Origin of the sequence: Solwaraspora sp. WMMA2056 (genome assembly GCF_030345095.1) — a bacterium.
Lineage (GTDB): Bacteria > Actinomycetota > Actinomycetes > Mycobacteriales > Micromonosporaceae > Micromonospora_E.
Genome location: NZ_CP128360.1, coordinates 859,873 through 877,422, shown reverse-complemented (window position 1 = coordinate 877,422; position 17,550 = coordinate 859,873). Strand labels below are relative to the sequence as shown.

15 protein-coding genes are annotated in these 17,550 nt (G+C 71.7%); 9 read left to right on the top strand and 6 right to left on the bottom strand.

The features are described 5' to 3' along the window. Nucleotides 1–9: 9 nt before the first annotated feature. The 3 genes from O7608_RS04045 to O7608_RS04035 form a co-directional block, all read right to left on the bottom strand. Nucleotides 10–2,571, bottom strand: coding sequence for a polynucleotide kinase-phosphatase (locus O7608_RS04045; protein ID WP_289208704.1), 2,562 nt, complete (start codon nt 2,569–2,571; stop codon nt 10–12). Further along, on the bottom strand, nt 2,568–4,097 hold the full coding sequence (locus O7608_RS04040) for a 3' terminal RNA ribose 2'-O-methyltransferase Hen1 (RefSeq protein WP_289208703.1): 1,530 nt from the start codon (nt 4,095–4,097) through the stop codon (nt 2,568–2,570). Before O7608_RS04040 ends, O7608_RS04045 begins: the two co-directional genes overlap by 4 nt. Nucleotides 4,098–4,204: 107 nt before the next feature. Further along, the gene (locus O7608_RS04035) at nt 4,205–4,417 is read right to left on the bottom strand and encodes a hypothetical protein (protein WP_282224715.1); all 213 of its coding nucleotides are present in this window, start codon (nt 4,415–4,417) and stop codon (nt 4,205–4,207) included. A gap of 135 nt (nt 4,418–4,552) precedes the next feature. Between O7608_RS04035 and O7608_RS04030 the strand changes: the two genes are divergently transcribed. From O7608_RS04030 to O7608_RS04020, 3 genes are all read left to right on the top strand, one after another. Then, on the top strand, nt 4,553–4,936 hold the full coding sequence (locus tag O7608_RS04030; protein WP_289208702.1) for a phage holin family protein: 384 nt from the start codon (nt 4,553–4,555) through the stop codon (nt 4,934–4,936). A 143-nt stretch (nt 4,937–5,079) separates the two neighbouring features. Then, nucleotides 5,080–6,105, top strand: coding sequence for a class II fructose-bisphosphate aldolase (gene fbaA / locus O7608_RS04025; protein WP_289208701.1), 1,026 nt, complete (start codon nt 5,080–5,082; stop codon nt 6,103–6,105). A gap of 107 nt (nt 6,106–6,212) precedes the next feature. After that, on the top strand, nt 6,213–6,743 hold the full coding sequence (locus O7608_RS04020; protein WP_289208700.1) for a hypothetical protein: 531 nt from the start codon (nt 6,213–6,215) through the stop codon (nt 6,741–6,743). A gap of 96 nt (nt 6,744–6,839) precedes the next feature. On the opposite strand, the gene O7608_RS04015 is transcribed toward O7608_RS04020, so the two are convergent. Together O7608_RS04015 and O7608_RS04010 are read right to left on the bottom strand one after the other, a co-directional pair. Beyond that, nucleotides 6,840–7,556, bottom strand: a complete 717-nt coding sequence (locus tag O7608_RS04015) for a creatininase family protein (protein ID WP_289208699.1) — start codon at nt 7,554–7,556, stop codon at nt 6,840–6,842. A 2-nt stretch (nt 7,557–7,558) separates the two neighbouring features. Further along, nucleotides 7,559–8,893: a helix-turn-helix domain-containing protein gene (locus tag O7608_RS04010; RefSeq protein ID WP_289208698.1), complete on the bottom strand. Its 1,335-nt coding sequence runs from the start codon at nt 8,891–8,893 to the stop codon at nt 7,559–7,561. 475 nt (nt 8,894–9,368) lie between these two features. Between O7608_RS04010 and fxlM the strand changes: the two genes are divergently transcribed. The 5 genes from fxlM (at nt 9,369) to O7608_RS03985 (ending at nt 15,577) form a co-directional block, all read left to right on the top strand. Next, the gene (fxlM, locus tag O7608_RS04005; protein WP_289208697.1) at nt 9,369–10,607 is read left to right on the top strand and encodes a methyltransferase, FxLD system; all 1,239 of its coding nucleotides are present in this window, start codon (nt 9,369–9,371) and stop codon (nt 10,605–10,607) included. Between the two features lie 14 nt (nt 10,608–10,621). Further along, entirely contained in the window at nt 10,622–10,768 is a 147-nt protein-coding gene (locus O7608_RS04000) for an FxLD family lanthipeptide (RefSeq protein ID WP_289208696.1), read from the top strand. A 68-nt stretch (nt 10,769–10,836) separates the two neighbouring features. Further along, nucleotides 10,837–13,614 carry a lantibiotic dehydratase gene (locus O7608_RS03995; RefSeq protein ID WP_289208695.1) on the top strand — a complete coding sequence of 926 codons (2,778 nt, stop codon included), beginning with the start codon at nt 10,837–10,839 and terminating at the stop codon, nt 13,612–13,614. Beyond that, a complete protein-coding gene (locus O7608_RS03990) occupies nt 13,611–14,687 on the top strand; it encodes a lanthionine synthetase C family protein (RefSeq protein WP_289208694.1) in 1,077 nt (358 codons plus the stop codon). The genes O7608_RS03995 and O7608_RS03990 overlap by 4 nt, the downstream gene beginning before the upstream one ends. A 23-nt stretch (nt 14,688–14,710) precedes the next feature. After that, nucleotides 14,711–15,577, top strand: a complete 867-nt coding sequence (locus O7608_RS03985) for a thiopeptide-type bacteriocin biosynthesis protein (RefSeq protein WP_289208693.1) — start codon at nt 14,711–14,713, stop codon at nt 15,575–15,577. A 43-nt stretch (nt 15,578–15,620) separates the two neighbouring features. Here the strand turns inward: O7608_RS03985 and O7608_RS03980 are convergent, their stop codons facing one another. Further along, on the bottom strand, nt 15,621–16,859 hold the full coding sequence (locus O7608_RS03980) for an LOG family protein (protein ID WP_289208692.1): 1,239 nt from the start codon (nt 16,857–16,859) through the stop codon (nt 15,621–15,623). A 235-nt stretch (nt 16,860–17,094) separates the two neighbouring features. Here O7608_RS03980 and O7608_RS03975 point away from each other — a divergent pair, with 235 nt between their 5' ends. Next, the gene (locus tag O7608_RS03975) at nt 17,095–17,523 is read left to right on the top strand and encodes a DUF3151 domain-containing protein (RefSeq protein ID WP_282224720.1); all 429 of its coding nucleotides are present in this window, start codon (nt 17,095–17,097) and stop codon (nt 17,521–17,523) included. The last annotated feature ends 27 nt before the right edge of the window (nt 17,524–17,550 follow it).

Below are 17,550 nucleotides of genomic sequence, written 5' to 3'. Positions count from 1 at the left end.
GGCCAGAGTTCACAGTCGGGGGTCGACCGGCTCGGACTCGCAGGCGAGCACGGCGAACACCAGCTCGTGTCGGCGCCACAGCGCGGCGTCGGCGGCCAGCAGGTCCAACGCGGCCAGGCCGAGGCCGTGCTCACGCAGGGCCATCGCCCGTTTACGTCCCAACGACCGGCGGCGCAGGGCGGTCAGCTGCTCCGGTTCGGTGTACTCCGGACCGTAGATGATCCGCAGATACTCCCGGCCCCGGCACTTGATCCCCGGCTGCAGCAGCCGGCCGGTGCCACCCCGGGCGGCCGGGCCGGCGTACGGCTTGACCACCATGCCCTCCCCGCCGGCTGCCGTCAGCTCCTGCCACCAGTCGGTCGCCCCGGCCACCGCCGCCTCGTCGGCCAGGTCCACCACCCGCCGCCGGGTCGCGGTGAACACCGCCGGATCGGCGGCTACCAGCGCGTCGGCGCAGTCCAGGTGCCAGCCGTGGTCGCGGTCGGCGTACGAACGGCCGTCGCTGGCCAGCACCGCGAACGGTGCCAACGTCACCGTGTCGGGGTCACCGACGTACGCCCGGTAGGCGTCGGCGTACCGGTCGACGTCGACGGCCCGGCGGGCCAGTCGCTCGCGCAGCTGCCCGACCGGCAGCCCCCGACCGGCGGCCGCGTCGAGGGCGTCGAGCGCGGCGGGCAACGCGGCCCGGCCGGCGGCGGCGACCCCCGCGTACTGCTCGCGGATCAGCCCGAGCGCCTTCGCCGACCAGGGCAGCAGCTCGCAGTCGAGCAGCAGCCAGCTGGCCGGCCCGGCGTCGGTGGCCAGCCGCTGCCACAGCCCGGCGGCGTCGGCCGCCGCCCGGACCCGGGCCAGCAGCGCCTCCGTACGGGCGGTCGAGTCGAAGAACGGCCGCCCGGTCCGGGTGTGCACCACCCCGCCTCCCGGCCCGAACCGGGGATCCCCGGCCGGGTCGCGGCAGACCAGCACCACCGCCCGCGACCCCATGTGCTTCTCCTGGCAGATCACCCGCTCCACGCCGGCGGCCCGGTAGTCGGCGAACGCCTCCACCGGATGCTCCAGGTGACCCTCCTGGGTCGACGTCGAACAGGGGGCCATCGTCGGCGGTAGCCAGACCAGCCAGCGGGGATCCACCGCGTACCGGCTCATCACCTCCAGGGCGGCGGCGTTGCCGGCCGCGACCGTCGTGGTGCCGTAGCCGTAGTCGATGTGCCGCCGGCCGGTGACGTCGCTGAGCAGCAGTACGTCGTCGCGGCGCTCCGACACGGTGGCACCGTTTCCGTCGACCGGGTCGGCGGTCAACGGTTTCGCCGGGGCGTAGTACTCGCGGGCGGCCGGCACCGAGACGAGCTCCCGAGACGGGTAGCGCAGCGCGGTGAGCCGGCCGCCGAAGACGCAGCCGGTGTCGACGCAGATGGTGTTGTTGACCCACTCGGGGCGCGGCGTCGGGGTGTGCCCGTAGACCACGGTGGCGGCACCCCGATAGTCGCGGGCCCACGGGTAACGCACCGGCAGGCCGTACTCGTCGGTCTCACCGGTGGTCTCCCCGTACAGCGCGAAGCTGCGCACCCGGCCCGAAGCCCGGCCCTGGTATTCGGCCTTGAGCCCGGCGTGCGCCACCACCAGCGCGCCCCCGTCGAGCCGGTAGTGGCTGACCAGGCCGTCGATGAACCTGGCGACGTCGTCGGTGAAATCGGCCGGCTCGGCGGCCAGCTGCTCCAGGGTCTCGGCCAGCCCGTGCGACACGGTCACCTTGCGGCCCCGCAGTTTGCGCAGCAGCTTCTGCTCGTGGTTGCCGGGCACGCAGAGCGCGGTGCCGGCCCGGACCATCCCCATCACCAGGCGCAGCACCCCGGGCGAGTCCGGGCCGCGGTCGACCAGGTCACCGACGAAGACAGCGGTACGCCCCTGCGGGTGCCGGGCACCGACCGGTCGGCCGGTGTCGTCGCGCTCCAGCGTCCAGCCGAGCGCGGTCAGCAGCGCTTCCAGCTCGGCCCGGCAGCCGTGCACGTCACCGATGATGTCGAACGGGCCGGTGAGTTCCCGGCGGTCGTTGTACAGCCGGGTGAGTCGGATCTCGGTGGCGTCGATCTCGTCGGTGCCGCGCAGCACGAACACGTGCCGGAACCCTTCCCGGGCCAGCTTGCCGACCGACCGGCGCAGGTCGCGGTGCATCCTGGCGACCACGTGCCGGCCGAACGTCCGGTCGGTGCGGCCCTGGGTGCGTTCCCAGCAGAGCTGCTCCGGCACGTCGAGCACCACCGCGACCGGCAGCACGTCGTGCTCGCGGGCGATGGCGACCAGCCCGGCCCGGGCGTGTTCCTGCAGGTTGGTGGCGTCGACCACGGTGAACCGGCCGGCCCGCAGCCGTTTGCCGGCGACGTAGTGCAGCGCGTCGAAGGCGTCCGCCGACGCCGACTGGTCGTTCTCGTCGTCGGCCACCAACGCCCGGAAGGTGTCCGAGGAGAGCACCTGGGTGGCGGCGAAGTGCCGGCGGGCGAACGTCGACTTGCCGGAGCCGGAGACGCCGACGAGCGCGACCAGGGCGAGTTCGGGGATCTCCAGGACGGTCACCGGGCACCCCCGACGCCCACGGCACCGTCGGCGCCGGCGCGGGCGCCGTCGCGGGTGAAGACCGCCAGCTGGGTCGGCGGCCCGACCTGCGGGTCCACCTCGCCGACCGGCCGGTAGGTCACCTGATAGCCGTACGTCGTGGCGACCTGCCCGGCCCAGGCGGCGAACTCGGCACGGGTCCACTCGAACCGGTGGTCCGGGTGGCGCAGCGTACCGGGGGTCATGCCGTCGAAGCGCACGTTGTACTCCACGTTCGGGGTGGTGACCACGACGGTGCCGGGGCGGGCGTGCCCGAAGACCGACTCGGCCAGTGCGGGCAGCCGGGGCGGGTCCAGATGCTCGACCACTTCCATCAGCACCGCCGCGTCGAAGCCGCGCAGCCGGTCGTCACGGTAGGTCAGCGCCGACTGCCACAGCCGTACCCGCTGCTGCTGGCGGGGCGGCAGCCGGTCCAGCCGCAGCCGGCGGGCGGCCAGCTCCAGCGCCCGCGCAGACACGTCGGTGCCGACGATCTCGCTGATCCGGGGCTGGGCGAGCAGTTCGGTGAGCAGCGCACCGCCGCCGCAGCCGAGGTCGAGCACCCGGCTGGCGCCGACCTCGGCCAGCACGGCCAGTACGGCGGCCCGCCGGGTCGCCGCCAGTGGACGCGGCCGCGACGGCGCGTCGTCCGGGTCGCCGCTGTCCGGGCCGACACCGTCGGGTTCGACGCTGTCCGACTCGATGCTGTCGGGTTCGACCGCCGCGTCGGACAGCCGCAGCTGCGCGGCCTGTGCCTCGGCGAGCTGGTCCTCGGCCTGCTGGGCGAGGATCCGTCGGTGCGCCAGGTACCGCCGGGTGATCAGGCGGCGCTCCGGGTGGCCGGCCAACCAGCCGTCCCCGGCCCGTAGCAGTTTGTCCAGCTCGTCCGGGGCAATCCAGTAGTGCTTGGCGTCGTCGAGCACCGGCAGCAGCACGTACAGGTGGTTGAGCGCGTCGGCGACCCGCAGCGTGCCGGTCAGGGTGAGGTCGACGTAGCGGCTGTCGCCCCATTCGGGGAAGCGTTCGTCGAGGGGGATCGGCCGGGCGGTCACCGTCCAGCCGAGCGGGGCGAAGAGACGGTCGGCGAGTGCCGCGCCGCCCCGGCAGCGCAGCACCGGTACCCGGACGGTCAGCGGCAGCGCCACGTCGACCAGTTCGGGTCGGTCCCGGCTCTGCCCGCGCAGCGCCGACCGGAACACCTTGGCGAGCGCGGCGGCGAGCAGGCTGGACGCGGCGTACGGCCGGTCGTTGACGTACTGGCTGAGGGTGAAGCTGCCGGGCATCGCGGCGGTGGGCCGGCCGCGGTGGCGGCCCCGCGCGGCGGTGAGCCGGCCCGGGTCGACGTCGAGCAGCAGCGCGGCGGTGCAGCGCTGTTCGTCGGCTTCCGGGTAGAACACGTGCGCGGTGCCGGTGGGTACGTCGAACGACTGCATCCGGTCCGGATGCTTGACCAGCAGGTAGCCGAGGTCGGTGGCGGGTCGGTGAGTCGTCGTCACGGTCAGCAGCACGCGGGTGATCGTGTCAGCCGGGCGCCACCCGGGGACAGCGGTTTAGCCGTCGTGGCGGACGCCGGCCCGGGACGACCGGGGCGACCGGGGTGACCGGTGTGATCGGCTCAGCGGTAGCCGTCGTCGTCGAGGTCGACGATGCGGGACTGCTCGACGGCGTCCCAGTCGTCGACCTCCAGCCCCCGGTGGATCTCCGGGGACTGCTCGACCGGGTTGGCCACCACCGACTGTTCGACCGCGTCGTCGGTGGGGGCCTCGATGTCGCGTTCGGCGGGGTCGAGGTGGTCGGCCGGGGCGAGGTCCTCGTCCGGGTACGTCATATCGGCCTCCTCGGTCGGCGGTTGCGCGCTTTCCACGGTACGGGCTGACCCGGCTGCCCGCAGACTGCTACCCAGAATCGGAAAGTTGTCCGGTTATCGGGTCAGGTGGTGGATCCCGGATGGCAGGATGACGGGATGGGATTCCTGATCAGACTCGCCATCACCGCGGTCGCCCTGTGGATCACCACGCTCGTCGTCCCCGGGATCGAGGTCTCCGGCGACTCGGCGACCCGTACCGTGCTGACCCTGGTCATCGTCGCGTTGATCTTCGGCATCGTGAACGCCGTGCTCAAGCCGATCATCAAGGTCGTCGGCTGCGTCTTCTACCTGCTGACCCTGGGCCTGTTCGCCCTGGTCGTCAACGCCCTGCTGTTCCTGCTGACCGACTGGCTCGCCCAGCAACTGGACCTGCCGTTCACCATCGACGGCTTCTGGCCGGCGTTCTGGGGCGCGATCGTGATGGCCATCGTCGGCTGGGCGATCAGCCTGGTCGTCCCGGACAAGTACGACCGCCGCTGACCGTCGGCACGGACAGGGGCGATGTCGCCGTCGCCCCGTCGCTGCGGGATACTGCCAGCGGAGGACAGCGCGGTCCAGCGCAGTGAGCTGAGCACGACAATCGACCCGTCGACGGGCCGAACCGGTACAAAGGAGCGTTCGAGATGCCCATCGCCTCTCCCGAGGTCTACGCCGAGATGCTTGACCGCGCCAAGGCCGGCGCGTTCGCGTACCCCGCCATCAACGTCACGTCCTCGCAGACCCTCAACGCCGCGCTGCAGGGCTTCGCCGAGGCCGAGAGCGACGGCATCATCCAGGTCTCCACCGGTGGCGCCGAGTACCTGTCCGGCCCGACCGTCAAGGACATGGTCACCGGTTCGCTGGCCTTCGCCGCCTTCGCCCAGGAAGTGGCGAAGAAGTACCCGGTCAACATCGCGCTGCACACCGACCACTGCCCGAAGGGCAAGCTCGACGGCTTCGTCCGCCCGCTGCTGGCCGCCTCCAAGGAGCGGGTCGCCGCCGGCGGCGCGCCGCTGTTCCAGTCGCACATGTGGGACGGCTCCGCCGTACCGCTGAAGGAGAACCTGGAGATCGCCACCGAGCTGCTCGCCGAGGCCGCCGCGGCCAAGGTCGTGCTGGAGATCGAGGTCGGCGTCGTCGGCGGCGAGGAGGACGGCGTCGTCGGGGCCATCGACGAGAAGCTGTACACCACCGTCGAGGACGGCCTGGCCATGGTCGAGGCGCTCGGCCTGGGCGAGAAGGGCCGTTACATCGCGGCGCTGACCTTCGGCAACGTGCACGGCGTCTACAAGCCCGGCAACGTCAAGCTGCGCCCGGAGATCCTCAAGGAGATCCAGGACGCCGTCGGCGCCAAGTACGGCAAGGACAAGCCGCTGAGCCTGGTCTTCCACGGCGGCTCCGGCTCGCTGCTGGAGGAGATCCGGTCCGCGCTGGACTACGGCGTGGTCAAGATGAACATCGACACCGACACCCAGTACGCGTTCACCCGGCCGGTCGTCACCCACATGTTCACCAAGTACGACGGGGTGCTGAAGATCGACGGCGAGGTCGGCGACAAGAAGGCGTACGACCCCCGCGCCTGGGGCAAGTCGGCCGAGGCGGGCATGGCCAAGCGGGTCGTCGACGCCTGCGAGCACCTGCGCTCCACCGGCACCACCCTGGCGAAGTAACCCTCCGCCCACGCTCTGTCCGCACGGCCGGCCCCACTCGGGGCCGGCCGTGCGTCGTCACTGGTCGGGGTGCACCATAGGACATCAACCGATCCATCAGGTCCGGTGTGGAGGTCGCGGTGCTCGGCATCGACGGGTACGAGCCACAGTGGTGTCACGACGCCGCGACGCTGGCCGCCGCCCACCGCGCCCGGTTCACCCGGTTGATCGGCCGGCCACTGATCGACGTCTGGCTGATGTGGGACCTCGACCAGGACACCTGGTACGCCAACGGTCCGGTGGTCCTCGGCTTCGGTGACACCAACGTCGAGGTCACCCACCGCAAGTTCGACGAATGCGCGATCACCTGGAACCAGGTGGACATGACCATGCCGGTGGACCAGCCCGGCCTGCGGCTGGACTGGCGAGCCGACCGCCACCCGGCGCCGCTGCCGGCCCGGGGCCGACCACTGCGGGCGGTCAACGTGATCGAACGGATCATGCCGTCGCACTGGCGGCCGCACGTGCTGCACGCCGTCGAGTTCCGCTTCGACGGTGCCCGGCTGGCCGTGCAGAACGCCCTCGACGAGAACGGCCTGTCCGCCGCACCCGAGGTCGAACTGCCGATCGTCGCCTGGCGTCGTCGCCCCGTCGCCTGACCTGGCCGACCGACCGGTCGCCCGGCGCGACACCGCCACTACAGGCTCTGCGCTGGAGCGCTACGGCGGTCGGCGAGGCGCAGCGGGCGTGACCGGTCAGGGTTGGGTGTTCTGTTGGAGGATGGCGAGGCTGGTGGCGAAGGTGGTGGTCAGGCTGTCGAGGACGGCCTTGCCTTTGGTGGCGGTTGCGGCGGATGGTGCGCCGATGACGCCGGTGTGGGTGTAGCCGCGCATGCCGAGCACCAGGAGGTCGGGTCGTTCGGTGAGGTGGTCGGCGGTCTGGTAGCCGGGTCGGACGAGGTCGGGGCACAGGTGCAGGAGCAGGGAGGTCTCGATCTCGCCGGCGTGCATGTCGTCGTGGCTGGTGCTGTCGAGGCCGGCGTGCTGGCGGGCGGTTTCCCAGTCCTGCCTCCTCGGGTACAGGGCCATGCGCCGTCCGCTGGTGTTGGCCTCTTGGACGATGTTGGACAGCACGTAGTTGCCGCCGTGGCCGTTGACCACGACCAGCCGGTCGACGCCGGCCTGCTCTAGCGACTGCGCGATGTCGGTGACGATGTGGGTCAGGGTGGAGGAGCGGATGCTGACGGTGCCCGGCCATCCGGTGTGTTCCTGCGAGCAGCTGATCGTCACCGGGGGCAGCAGCAGTAGGTCGTAGGCGGTCGCGGCGGCTTTCGCGATCGCGCTGGCCACGATGGTGTCGGTGGTCAGCGGGAGATGGGTGCCGTGTTGTTCGAAGCTGCCCACCGGGAGGACTGCGACGGCGGCTGCGCGGTGGGCCTCGTCCGTGGTGGTCGCGGTGGAGATCAGGTTCATGATCACAGTCTGGTCGTTGACGCGACGAGGGAGAAGGCATTTCGGAACTCGACGACCTCGGTGGATCCCGTTGCGCCTGCGAGCCGACCGTGAAGATGGTGCAGGGAGGTCATCGCCCTGGCCGCCGAGGTCGCGGCGGCCAGACTCAGGGCGCGGCTGCCTTCGGCACCGGCTTCGGTCAGCCGGTTCGTCGCGGCGTAGGACCGGGCGAGCCAGCTTCGGGTAAGCGCCTCGTCCTGGCGGTAGTCGGCAGGCCAGTCGGTCAGAACGGTTTCCAGGGTGTCGGCCGCCGCAGCGGCGCGGCCGAGCTGGAGCAGGCAGTAGCCCTCGTGGGCGCGGAGGTAGGCGTGGGTGCAGTGGCGGCCGATGGTGTCCGGGTCATCGACCGTGTTGCCCATGGACCGATTGACGAGTTGGTGCGCGGTCTTGATCGCGGAGAGGGACCGCAGTTGGTCGTTGCGGAGGGCGTGTCCCTGGGCCTGGCGGATGAGGCAGAGGGCGCGGTCGCGGTCGGTGAGTGGTTCGAGTGTCTCGGCGGTTTCGGCGAGTCCCGTCGCCTGGGTACCGTCGAGGCGGTCGACGGCCTGCTGTGCCTGGCGCATGACGATATAGGCGGCCATCCGCTTGTCGCCCGCCCGGTTCGCCAGGGTGAGTGCGTGGTCGAGCCAGTAGGTGGCTGCGTTGACGTCGGCGAGGTTGTCGGCGGTCCAGGACGCGAACTCCGCCCATCGTGCCTCCACTGCCAGAAGACGTGGCGTGAGGTCGTCCGAGGCCTCGCGGCGGTATCGGCGGACGATGGCCAGCTCTCGGCAAACAGCGCCGTACACCTGGCGTGAACCGAAGACGTTGTGCGAGGCGGCCAGGAGCCGTAGCAGTTCACGCCAGTGCAGCGCCAAGGCGGGATCGACGCCAGCCGGCCCGGGAACCGGATCGAGGGCGGACATCGTCACCGGCCGGGGCATATCTGGAGCGTTGCCGGTCGATGCTGGTAGCGCCGCCGAAAGGTCGCCGGCAGGTAGCGGTACACCGGCATCGGTCTCGCCCCAACGTGCGAGCTGCCTTGCCTCGACCCTTTCGCGGTCGAACCGCTGCTTCAGCCGCACGTATGCGTCGTAACCGGCGATTAGCGCACCACCGGCGTCCAGGAATTGATCACACCGCTGCCAGAAGACCCTGTCGGCTACCTGCTGGCCCCGTTCCACCCCGGCGATGGTGCTGCGGGTGCTGTACACCCGCCCGGCGACATCGGCCTGGGTCAGACCACGCGACCTTCGCCGGTGCGCGAGCGCGGCACCGAGCTCCCGTTTGACGTCCTGGACCTGCCGCGGATCGATCACGAAGTCCCCGACTCTCGACCACACGTTGAAATAGCACAACGTTGAAAGGGCACGATAACCGTCCGACGCAGAGCGAAGCGACCGTGACCGGCCGGGGAGTAGACGAGTGGATGGGCCCCGGGTAGACCGCACGGCCTCGGGACTTGGGGGTATCGCGAGCACGGCATCGGGTACCTCGACGGTCGACGGCTCCGGCGGCGTCTGCGTGCATGGATTCCGGGAGGCCACCGGCCGGAGGCTGTCGAGGTTTCGTGTCGAGGGTGTTCGACATCGCCGTTCAGGCGTTGAGTGGATGCGACCAACCTCAAGTGATTCAGCGTTTCGGCGGCGCTGGGCATTGTGGCACGGGCTAGCGACCTGCGGGAGCGGTGGGGCTTCAGACGGAGGTCCCGGAGCTGATTTCAGAATCGGGCAGCAACAGACACAGCGGGTCGTCCAGGTGGGCGGCCGTGACAGATGGGGAGTGGCGTAGCGGATGAGTGTCGACATGGTGACCGGCGAGGGTCTGCGGGCGGCGGTGGTGGATGGGTTGGTCGCTGATCATGTGGCGAAGGGTCTGGCCATGCGGCCGGAGGTGGAGGCGGCGTTGCGGGTGGTGCCGCGTGAGTTGTACACGCCGGGTGTGCCGTTGGAGGAGGCGTATCGGGGTGACAGTGCGGTCATCACGAAGCGGCGGGGTGCGGAGACCGTGAGTTCGGTGTCGGCGCCGTGGTTGATCGCGGAGATGCTGGGTCAGGCGGCTGACGCCTTCGATGGTGGCTTGCAGGGTCGGCATGTGTTGGAGGTTGGTTCGGGTGGTTACAACGCGTCGTTGCTGCGGGAGTTGGTGGGTCCGTCGGGTTCGGTGACGACGGTGGACATCGATCCGGATGTGACGGAGCGGGCGGTGGCCTGTTTGGCGGCGGCGGGCTACGGCGATGTGACGGTGGTGTGCGCCGACGCTGAGCGGCTGATTGAGCCGGGTCGCCGGTTCGACCTGATCATCGTGACGGCGGGGGCGTGGGATGTCCCGGAGTCGTGGGTCGCGCAGCTCCTCGAGGACGGGGTGTTGGTGGTGCCGTTGCGGACGTTCGGGATGACCCGGTCGTGGGCGTTGCGTCGGGTCGGTGACCGGCTGGTGAGCCACAGTCAGCGGTTGTGTGGGTTCGTGGCGATGCAGGGTGCCGGGGCGCACGAGATGCGATATGTCGACATCGCCGACGGGGTGCATCTGCGGCTGGACGAGGGCGAGCAGATCACGGCGGAGTCGGTCGCCGGGTTGCTGTCGCAGCCGCGTGAGCAGGTGTGGGCCGGGGTGAGTCTGCCGCCCCGTACCGTGCTGGCGGATCTGGATCTGTGGCTGGCGGTGCGTCTGTCCGCTGAGGTGGATCAGTTCGTGGTGCTGTCGGCGCAGCAGGAAGCGGTCGACGCGGGCGTGGTGGTGCCCGCGTGGCGGTTCGGTACGCCGGCCGCGTTGCACGAGGGCACGTTCTTTTACCGGTCGGCGCTGGCCTGGACCGACGGCCGGTTCGATGTGGGTGCGTGCGCGCACGGGCCGGACGCCGCCGCTGCGGCGCAGCGGATGGTGGCGCACATGCGCGACTGGGTGGACGGCGGCGAGCCGTCCCCGGCGTTGCAGGTGCTGCCTGCGGCTACCCCCGACGGTGACCTGCCGGCCGGGACGGTGCTGGACAAGCGGCACAGCCGTGTCGTCCTCACCTTCAACCCCGCATGAGAAGGGAAACGCGAGTGGAGACCACGGAAATCGAGGAGTTCGACCTGGACATCACCCTGGTCGACGCCGGCCCCGCCACGGGCGGGTACGCGACCAACACCGACGACAACTGCGGCTCGGGTAACACCGGGTCGAACGCCTGCTCCGGCGGCGGCAAGTAGTACGGATTCGACGCCGTTTCGGGCCCGGCGTCCACGGACGCCGGGCCCCTCTTTTCCGGTGGTGTGTGATGGTTCCTGCGGCGGGTGCGGCCCTGGTCAGAGCAGCCGCCTATCCGGACGGGCTGACCGTGCCGGCCTGGCCCGACCTGACTGCGGAGCAGCCGGAGCAGTGGCGGGGTTGGCTGACACAGGTGTGGGCGTTGCCGGGGTTTCCGGCGGCTGTCGCCTGCGCCGCGCCGGAGCTCGCCGAACGGGTCGGCCGGGCGGTGGCCGGCGAGCCGGTGTCGGGTCGCCGGTGGCGTCGCCTGGTGGAGACGGTCGTGCGGTATCTGCTGCGGTGGACGACACGGGCGACGCCGTTCGGTGTCTTCGCCGGGGTGGCGCCGGTCGACTTCGGCGCCCACGCGGGCGTGCGGTGGGGCCGGGCGCACCGGGTGGTCGTGCGCCCGGACGGGGAGTTCGTCGCCGAGGTCACCGCCCGCGCGGAGCAGGACGTGGCCGTGCTGCGGGGTGTGGCGGTGGTGACGAACGCGGCCGGGTACCAGCGGGGCGGGGTGTGGGTGGTGCCCTGCGCCCACGCCGACGGTGACCGCAGGTGGGACGTCGAGATCGGGTTGACCGGGCCGGTGCGGGCGGCGATCGACGCCGCCGCCCGCCCGATCGCGTTCACGGTGTTGGCGGGGCGGGTCGGCGGGTCGTCGCCGGCCGGGGTGGGCGCGGCCGAGCGGATGCTGGCCGCGCTGGTGCGGTCGGGGGTGCTGCTGTCGGAGCTGCGGCCGGCGATGACGGTCACCGACCCAGTGGCCCACCTGGCCCGCCACGTCGCGGTCCCCGACCCCGGCGGGCGGGTGGCGGCCGATGTGCGTCTGGACGTGTCGGTGACGCTGCCGGCGGCGGTCCTGCGGGAGGCGTGCCGGGCAGCGGCGACGTTGGCGGCGGTGGCACCGCCCGCGCCCGGGTGGGTGGAGTACCACGGCGCGTTCATCCAGCGGTGGGGTCCGGGCGCGGCCGTGCCGGTGCACGATGTGGTGACCGTGCTGGGTTTCCCCGCCGGATACCGGGGCTCGACCCGCCGGGCGCCGGCGGGGTTCTCGGCCCGTGACCGGCTGCTCGCCCACCTGGCGCAGCGGTCGGCGGTGGACGGCCGGGCGGAGGTCGTCCTCGACGACGACCTGGTCGGCCGGCTTCGGGGAGACGACGACCGGCCGCCGACACCGCACACGGAGCTGCGGTTCACGCTCGCGGCCGCGACCCTACGGGATCTGGATCAGGGCAGGTTCACGTTGACGGTGGTCAGCGGCGCCCGCCACGCCGGGGTGTCCGCCGGCCGGTTCCTGCACCTGCTCACCCCCGGCGAGCGGGCGTCGTTTCAGCAGGTCTACCGGAGTCTGCCGACCGTGCTGCCCGACGCGGACGCAGTGCAGCTGTCCGGTCCGCCGCTGGACCCGCGTCTGACCCCGCTCGCGCGGGCACCGGAGCTGCTGCCCGTCCTGCCCGTCGGGGACTTTCACCCCGACCCGCCGTACACGGTCGCGGACCTCGCCGTTGCCGGCGACGGCCGCCGGCTGTGGCTGGTATCTGCCAGCACCGGCCGGCCGGTCGAGCCGCTGCTGTTCAACAGCGTGCTGCTGCCCGATCTGCAGCAGCCGCTGACACGGTTCCTGACCGAGATCTCGACGGCGTGGACGGCACCCTGCAGCCGGTTCGACTGGGGACAGTCACACGATCTGCCGTTCCTGCCCCGGGTGCGGCACGGACGCAGTGTGCTGCACCCCGCCCGCTGGATCATCGACCGGCACACCCTCCCACCCGGTATGTCCTCCTGGCCGCTGTGGCGTAACGCCTGGCAGCGGCACCGCGACCGACACCGGCTCCCGGCCGAGATCCTGCTCGGCGGCGGCGATGACGTGCGGCTGCGCCTGAACCTCGACGACGACACCCACCTCGTCGTGCTGCGCCGCCACCTCGACCGGCATCCCCGTACGGTCGTCACCGAAGCGCCCGGACCGGCCGGCTGGATCGGCGACCGGCCCGCCGAAATCCTGCTCACCCTCACCGACACCCCACCCGCCACCCGCCCCACCCGGCGCGCCCGGCCGGTCCGAGCGGCGACCGCCGTGGCGCACCGGCCCGGACCGTCGTCGCCGTGGCTGGAAACCCGGCTGTACGGGCGGCTCGACGACATCCTCACCGACCTCACCCGACAGACCGCACCCGTCCTGCCGGTGGGCTGGTGGTTCCTGGGCTACCCCGACCCCGAACCCCACCTGCGGCTACGCATCCCACTACCCGACACCGCGAGCTTCGCCGGCATCGCCGGGCGCCTCGCCGAGTGGACACACCGGCTGGAACACGACCGTGTCCTGCACGACCACAGCCTCCACACCTACCGGCCCGAGACCCGCCACGGCACCGGACCCACACTCGCCGCCGCCGAAGCGGTGTTCGCCGCCGACTCCCGCACCGTACTGCGGCAGTTGACCGGCGACCGCGTCCGCGGTGCGGACCGCCAAGCCGCCACCGCCGCCGGCATGAGCGCCATCGCCGACGCGTTCACCGGCGACGGGCCACGCTGGCTCACCAACCACGTCCCGCACCGCAGCGGTCCGCGACTCGACCCCACCCAACTCGACCTCGCCCGCACCCCACACCACGACGATGACCGCGCGGCATCCCTGGCCGCCTACCGGGACCTCGCCCACACCGACGGCCTCGACCTCGACCAGGTGCTGGCTGACCTGCTGCACCTGCACCACGCCCGCATGATCGGCGTCGACACCGCCTCCGAACGGCACTGCCTGCGGCTGGCCCGCGCCGTCGCCCGCACCCACCAGGCGACCTCATGAGCACGGGGCAGTCCCTCGCCGACGGCGCGGCCGGAATCGCCCTGCTGCACCTGGAAACCGGCGACTGGCCGGCCGCGTACGCGGCCCTACGGGAAGCCACCGCCGACGGCGTCAGCATCGCCGACGGCGCCAGCCTCTTCCACGGCGCACCCGCCCTCGCCTTCGTCCTCGCCACCGCCGACCACCCCCGGCTCGCGCGGGCCCGAACCATCGCCGCGACTGGCACCGCCACCGTCACCCGCCGACGCCTCGACACCGCCCACCGCCGCATCGACTCCGGCCGCCGGCCGGACTACGCCGAGTACGACCTCATCCGTGGCCTGACCGGCCTCGGCGTCGCCCTGCGCCGCCTCGGCGACCACGACCTGCTCCGCCACGTCCTCGACTACCTGGTCCGCCTCACCGAACCCGTCGACGACCTCCCCGGCTGGTGGTGCCACAACGGACCCGACCGCCACCAGCCGCCACCACCCGGCGGCCACGCCAACCACGGCCTCGCCCACGGCATCACCGGACCCCTCGCCCTACTCGCCCTCACCCACCGCGACGGCATCAGCGTCAACGGACACACCACCGCGATCACCCGAATATGCGACTGGCTCGACCGGTGGCAGCAGCACACCCACAGCGCCACCTGGTGGCCACAAACCCTCACCCTCGACGACCTGCACCGAGGCACCCCAGCCCAGCGACAGCCGCTACGGCCCTCCTGGTGCTACGGCACCCCCGGCATCGCCCGAGCCCAGCAACTCGCCGGCATCGCCCTGCACGACAACAGCCGACGGCACCTCGCCGACACCGCGTTCACCACCTGCGTGACAGACCCCGCACAAACCCGCCAACTCACCGACCGCAGCCTCTGCCACGGCACCGCCGGCCTCCTCTCCACCGGCCGGTGCATCGCCGCCGACGCACTCACCCCGACACCCGTCACGCCGCTGACCCGCCTGCACCAACACACCACCAGCTCAACCGGGGAACCCGCCGGACTTCTCGACGGCACCACCGGCACGAGACTCGCCACCGCAACCACCACCACGACCGGGTGGGACGCCTGCCTCCTCCTGCACTGATCTGCACTGACGAAAGGCCCGCCATGGACACCGCCTGGAAACAGGTGAACATCGACTACCCCGGCCGCAGCCGGCACGAACGCGAACTGAACGCCGTACCCCACCTGCACCGCGTGCTCCCCGCCGCCGAAACCGCCGGCCTCATCACCGCATGGTGGTTCATCCGCAAAGGACCCTGGCGCATCCGCTACCTACCCGCCACACCCACCGACCACCCCGACCCCGTACACCACCTCCTCACCCAGAACGTCCCCTGGACCCACGACATCTACGAACCCGAAACCCACACCTTCGGCGGCCCCGCCGCGATGGACACCGCCCACACCCTGTTCCACCACGACAGCCACCACCTCCTCACCTACCTCCACCACCGGCCCACCAGCCGACGCGAACACTCACTCATCCTCACCACCGCACTGATGCGCGCCGCCGGACTCGACCTCAACGAACAAGCCGACGTCTGGGCCCGCGCCGCCCAACACCGCCCCGACCACGCCCACCCAGCCACCCGCACCAACCCCGCCACCTGGGAAGCATTCACCGACAAGATTCGCCACCTGCTACTCGGCAACACCCGCCACCCGAGCGACTGGCAGACAGCCTTCACACAGGCCGGCACCACCCTCGGCGACCTACGCGCCACCGGCACACTCACCCGCGGACTACGCGCGATCATCACCGAACACGTGATCTTCCACTGGAACCGGATCGGACTACCCGGCACCACCCAGGCCACCCTCGCCCACGCCGCAACCGAAGCGATCCTTGGCAGCGCCCCGCCGCCACCGACCCACCGGCAGACGGCGAGCCGAACACCGCATTCCGCCCCGCGATTGGCCACGGTCAGCTCACCAGGCACCAACCACGGCAGACGGGGCGTTGTCCAATGAATGGGACCGACCGCCGGATAGTCGATCGTCGTGCGGGTCGAGGTCAGCTCCGTGACTGGGCCGGCACCACCGGCGGCAGCCCGGTGGCGGTGAGCAGCGCGACCGCTTCGTGGACGTCGTCGGTGAGCCGGATCAGTGGGGACAGGTCACCGGCCGGGGACAGCGCCAGCAGCGGCGCGAGGACCGACTCGACCGGCAGGGCCTCGGTCCAGAAGGTGCGGTCCAGGAAGATGTACGGACCGCTGGCGCCGTCGGTGCCGTAGAAGGTCTTCGTCGCCGCCTGGAACACCTCCTGGACGGTGCCTGCCCGGCCCGGCGCGAAGACGATGCCGCCCCGGGCCAGCCGCAGGATGGTGTCCTCCCGGACGGCGTTGCAGAAGTACTTGGCGACCCGGCCGGCGAACAGGTTGGCGGGTTCGTGCCCGTACAGCCAGGTGGGGATGGCCAGCCCACCGGCGCGTGCCCAGCCGAGGTCGGCGGCGGTGCCGTCGGCCCCGGCCACCGGGTACCGGTCGCGGACCGCCAGCGCGGCAGCGGTGTACGGCTGCTGGTCGGCGTAGTGCGGCGCGGTGGCCAGCAGGTCGATGGCGGCGGTCAGCTCCTCGGCGTCGTGACCGCTGAGGTACGCGCCGAGGTTGGCAGCCTCCATCACGCCCGGCCCGCCGCCGGTGACGATCAGCCGGCCGGCCCGGGTCAGCTCCCAGCCGAGCGTGGCGGCGAGCCGGTACGGCGCGCTGCCCCGGACCACCGCGTGCCCGCCCATCACGCCGACGACCGAGGCGGGGCCGTACGCGTCGATCCAGGACCGGGTGGCGTCGGTGAGCGCGTTGTCGATCGCGTGGTCGTGCAGCCGTTGGGCGAGCGCCTCGCGGATCTCCGGCAGCGCGCCACCGTGCTGGCGGAAGTGCTGGTAGACCAGGTTGTCGTACATCCCGTCGGCGCCGTGTTCGGCGAAGCCGGCGGCCAGGTCGGCGGGGGTGTACAGCCGGGACGGGTGGCTCGGGTACGGCAGCCCGGCGACCGGCGGCACCACGTGTGCGCCGCGCCGGACCAGGTCGGCCTCGGCCTGGGCAGACGGGAACGTGCAGCCGAGGAAGAGGGTGTCGGTCAGGTCGACGTCGGTCAGGTCGGGCACCGGCGGTACGTCGAACTGCAGTCCCTGCACGGTCAGCCCGGCGAGGCTGCCGGCCCGTAGATGCCGGTCGAGTTCGGCGCGGGACTCCACTTCGAGCGGTGTGGTGTCGTGGGGTTCGAGGAGTTCGGCGGGGGGTGGCGTGGGCACCCGGACATTTTCCCTGTTGGCCGCAAATTGCTGAGCACCTGCTTGGTGCACAGCGGGCGTGGGCATAGCGAAGCCCGGTGGCACGAGGCCACCGGGCTTCTCAAACCGGGTCCTGGGGAGGCTCCGGACCTCTATTTCTAGTCGAGTGCCGCGCCCGGCACACCCGCCGCACGCGTGACGAAGGACTCATCCGTTCAGTCACCATGCCGCACCGAATCCGGGTTGAATGGGCAAAATGCAGAACCTGTTGCCCGAGCCGCCGGCCACCCTGCTTCCCGGCGACGAGCAGGCCGAGGCGGCGCTGGCCGAGGCCGCCCAGGTCGACACCGATGAGGCGTACGCCGCCGCCACCGGCCAGCACCCCACCCACAGCCGGGCCTGGGCGGTGCTGGCGCAGCGGGCGTTCGCCAAGGGTGAGGTCGTCACCGCGTACGCGTACGCCCGTACCGGCTACCACCGGGGGCTCGACCAGCTCCGTCGCAACGGGTGGAAGGGCCACGGGCCGGTGCCCTGGTCGCACCGACCCAACCAGGGTTTCCTCGCCTGCCTGCATCTGCTGTCGCGGGCCGCTGGCGAGATCGGCGAGTCCGACGAGGCGGCGCGCTGCGCGCAGTTCCTGCGTGACTGCGACCCGGCGGCCGGGGACGCGCTGGCCAGCAGCTGACCGGCCGGCCCAGCGGTGAGCGCGGCG

Excerpts from the sequence above, each read along its gene's own strand:
- O7608_RS04030 (WP_289208702.1), top strand. The coding sequence starts at position 4,553 with ATGGGATTCCTGATCAGACTCGCCATCACCGCGGTCGCCCTGTGGATC.
- O7608_RS03995 (WP_289208695.1), top strand. The coding sequence starts at position 10,837 with ATGGTTCCTGCGGCGGGTGCGGCCCTGGTCAGAGCAGCCGCCTATCCG.
- O7608_RS04015 (WP_289208699.1), bottom strand. The coding sequence starts at position 7,556 with ATGAACCTGATCTCCACCGCGACCACCACGGACGAGGCCCACCGCGCA.
- O7608_RS03990 (WP_289208694.1), top strand. The coding sequence starts at position 13,611 with ATGAGCACGGGGCAGTCCCTCGCCGACGGCGCGGCCGGAATCGCCCTG.
- O7608_RS04035 (WP_282224715.1), bottom strand. The coding sequence starts at position 4,417 with ATGACGTACCCGGACGAGGACCTCGCCCCGGCCGACCACCTCGACCCC.
- O7608_RS03985 (WP_289208693.1), top strand. The coding sequence starts at position 14,711 with ATGGACACCGCCTGGAAACAGGTGAACATCGACTACCCCGGCCGCAGC.
- O7608_RS03975 (WP_282224720.1), top strand. The coding sequence starts at position 17,095 with ATGCAGAACCTGTTGCCCGAGCCGCCGGCCACCCTGCTTCCCGGCGAC.
- fbaA (WP_289208701.1), top strand. The coding sequence starts at position 5,080 with ATGCCCATCGCCTCTCCCGAGGTCTACGCCGAGATGCTTGACCGCGCC.
- fxlM (WP_289208697.1), top strand. The coding sequence starts at position 9,369 with ATGAGTGTCGACATGGTGACCGGCGAGGGTCTGCGGGCGGCGGTGGTG.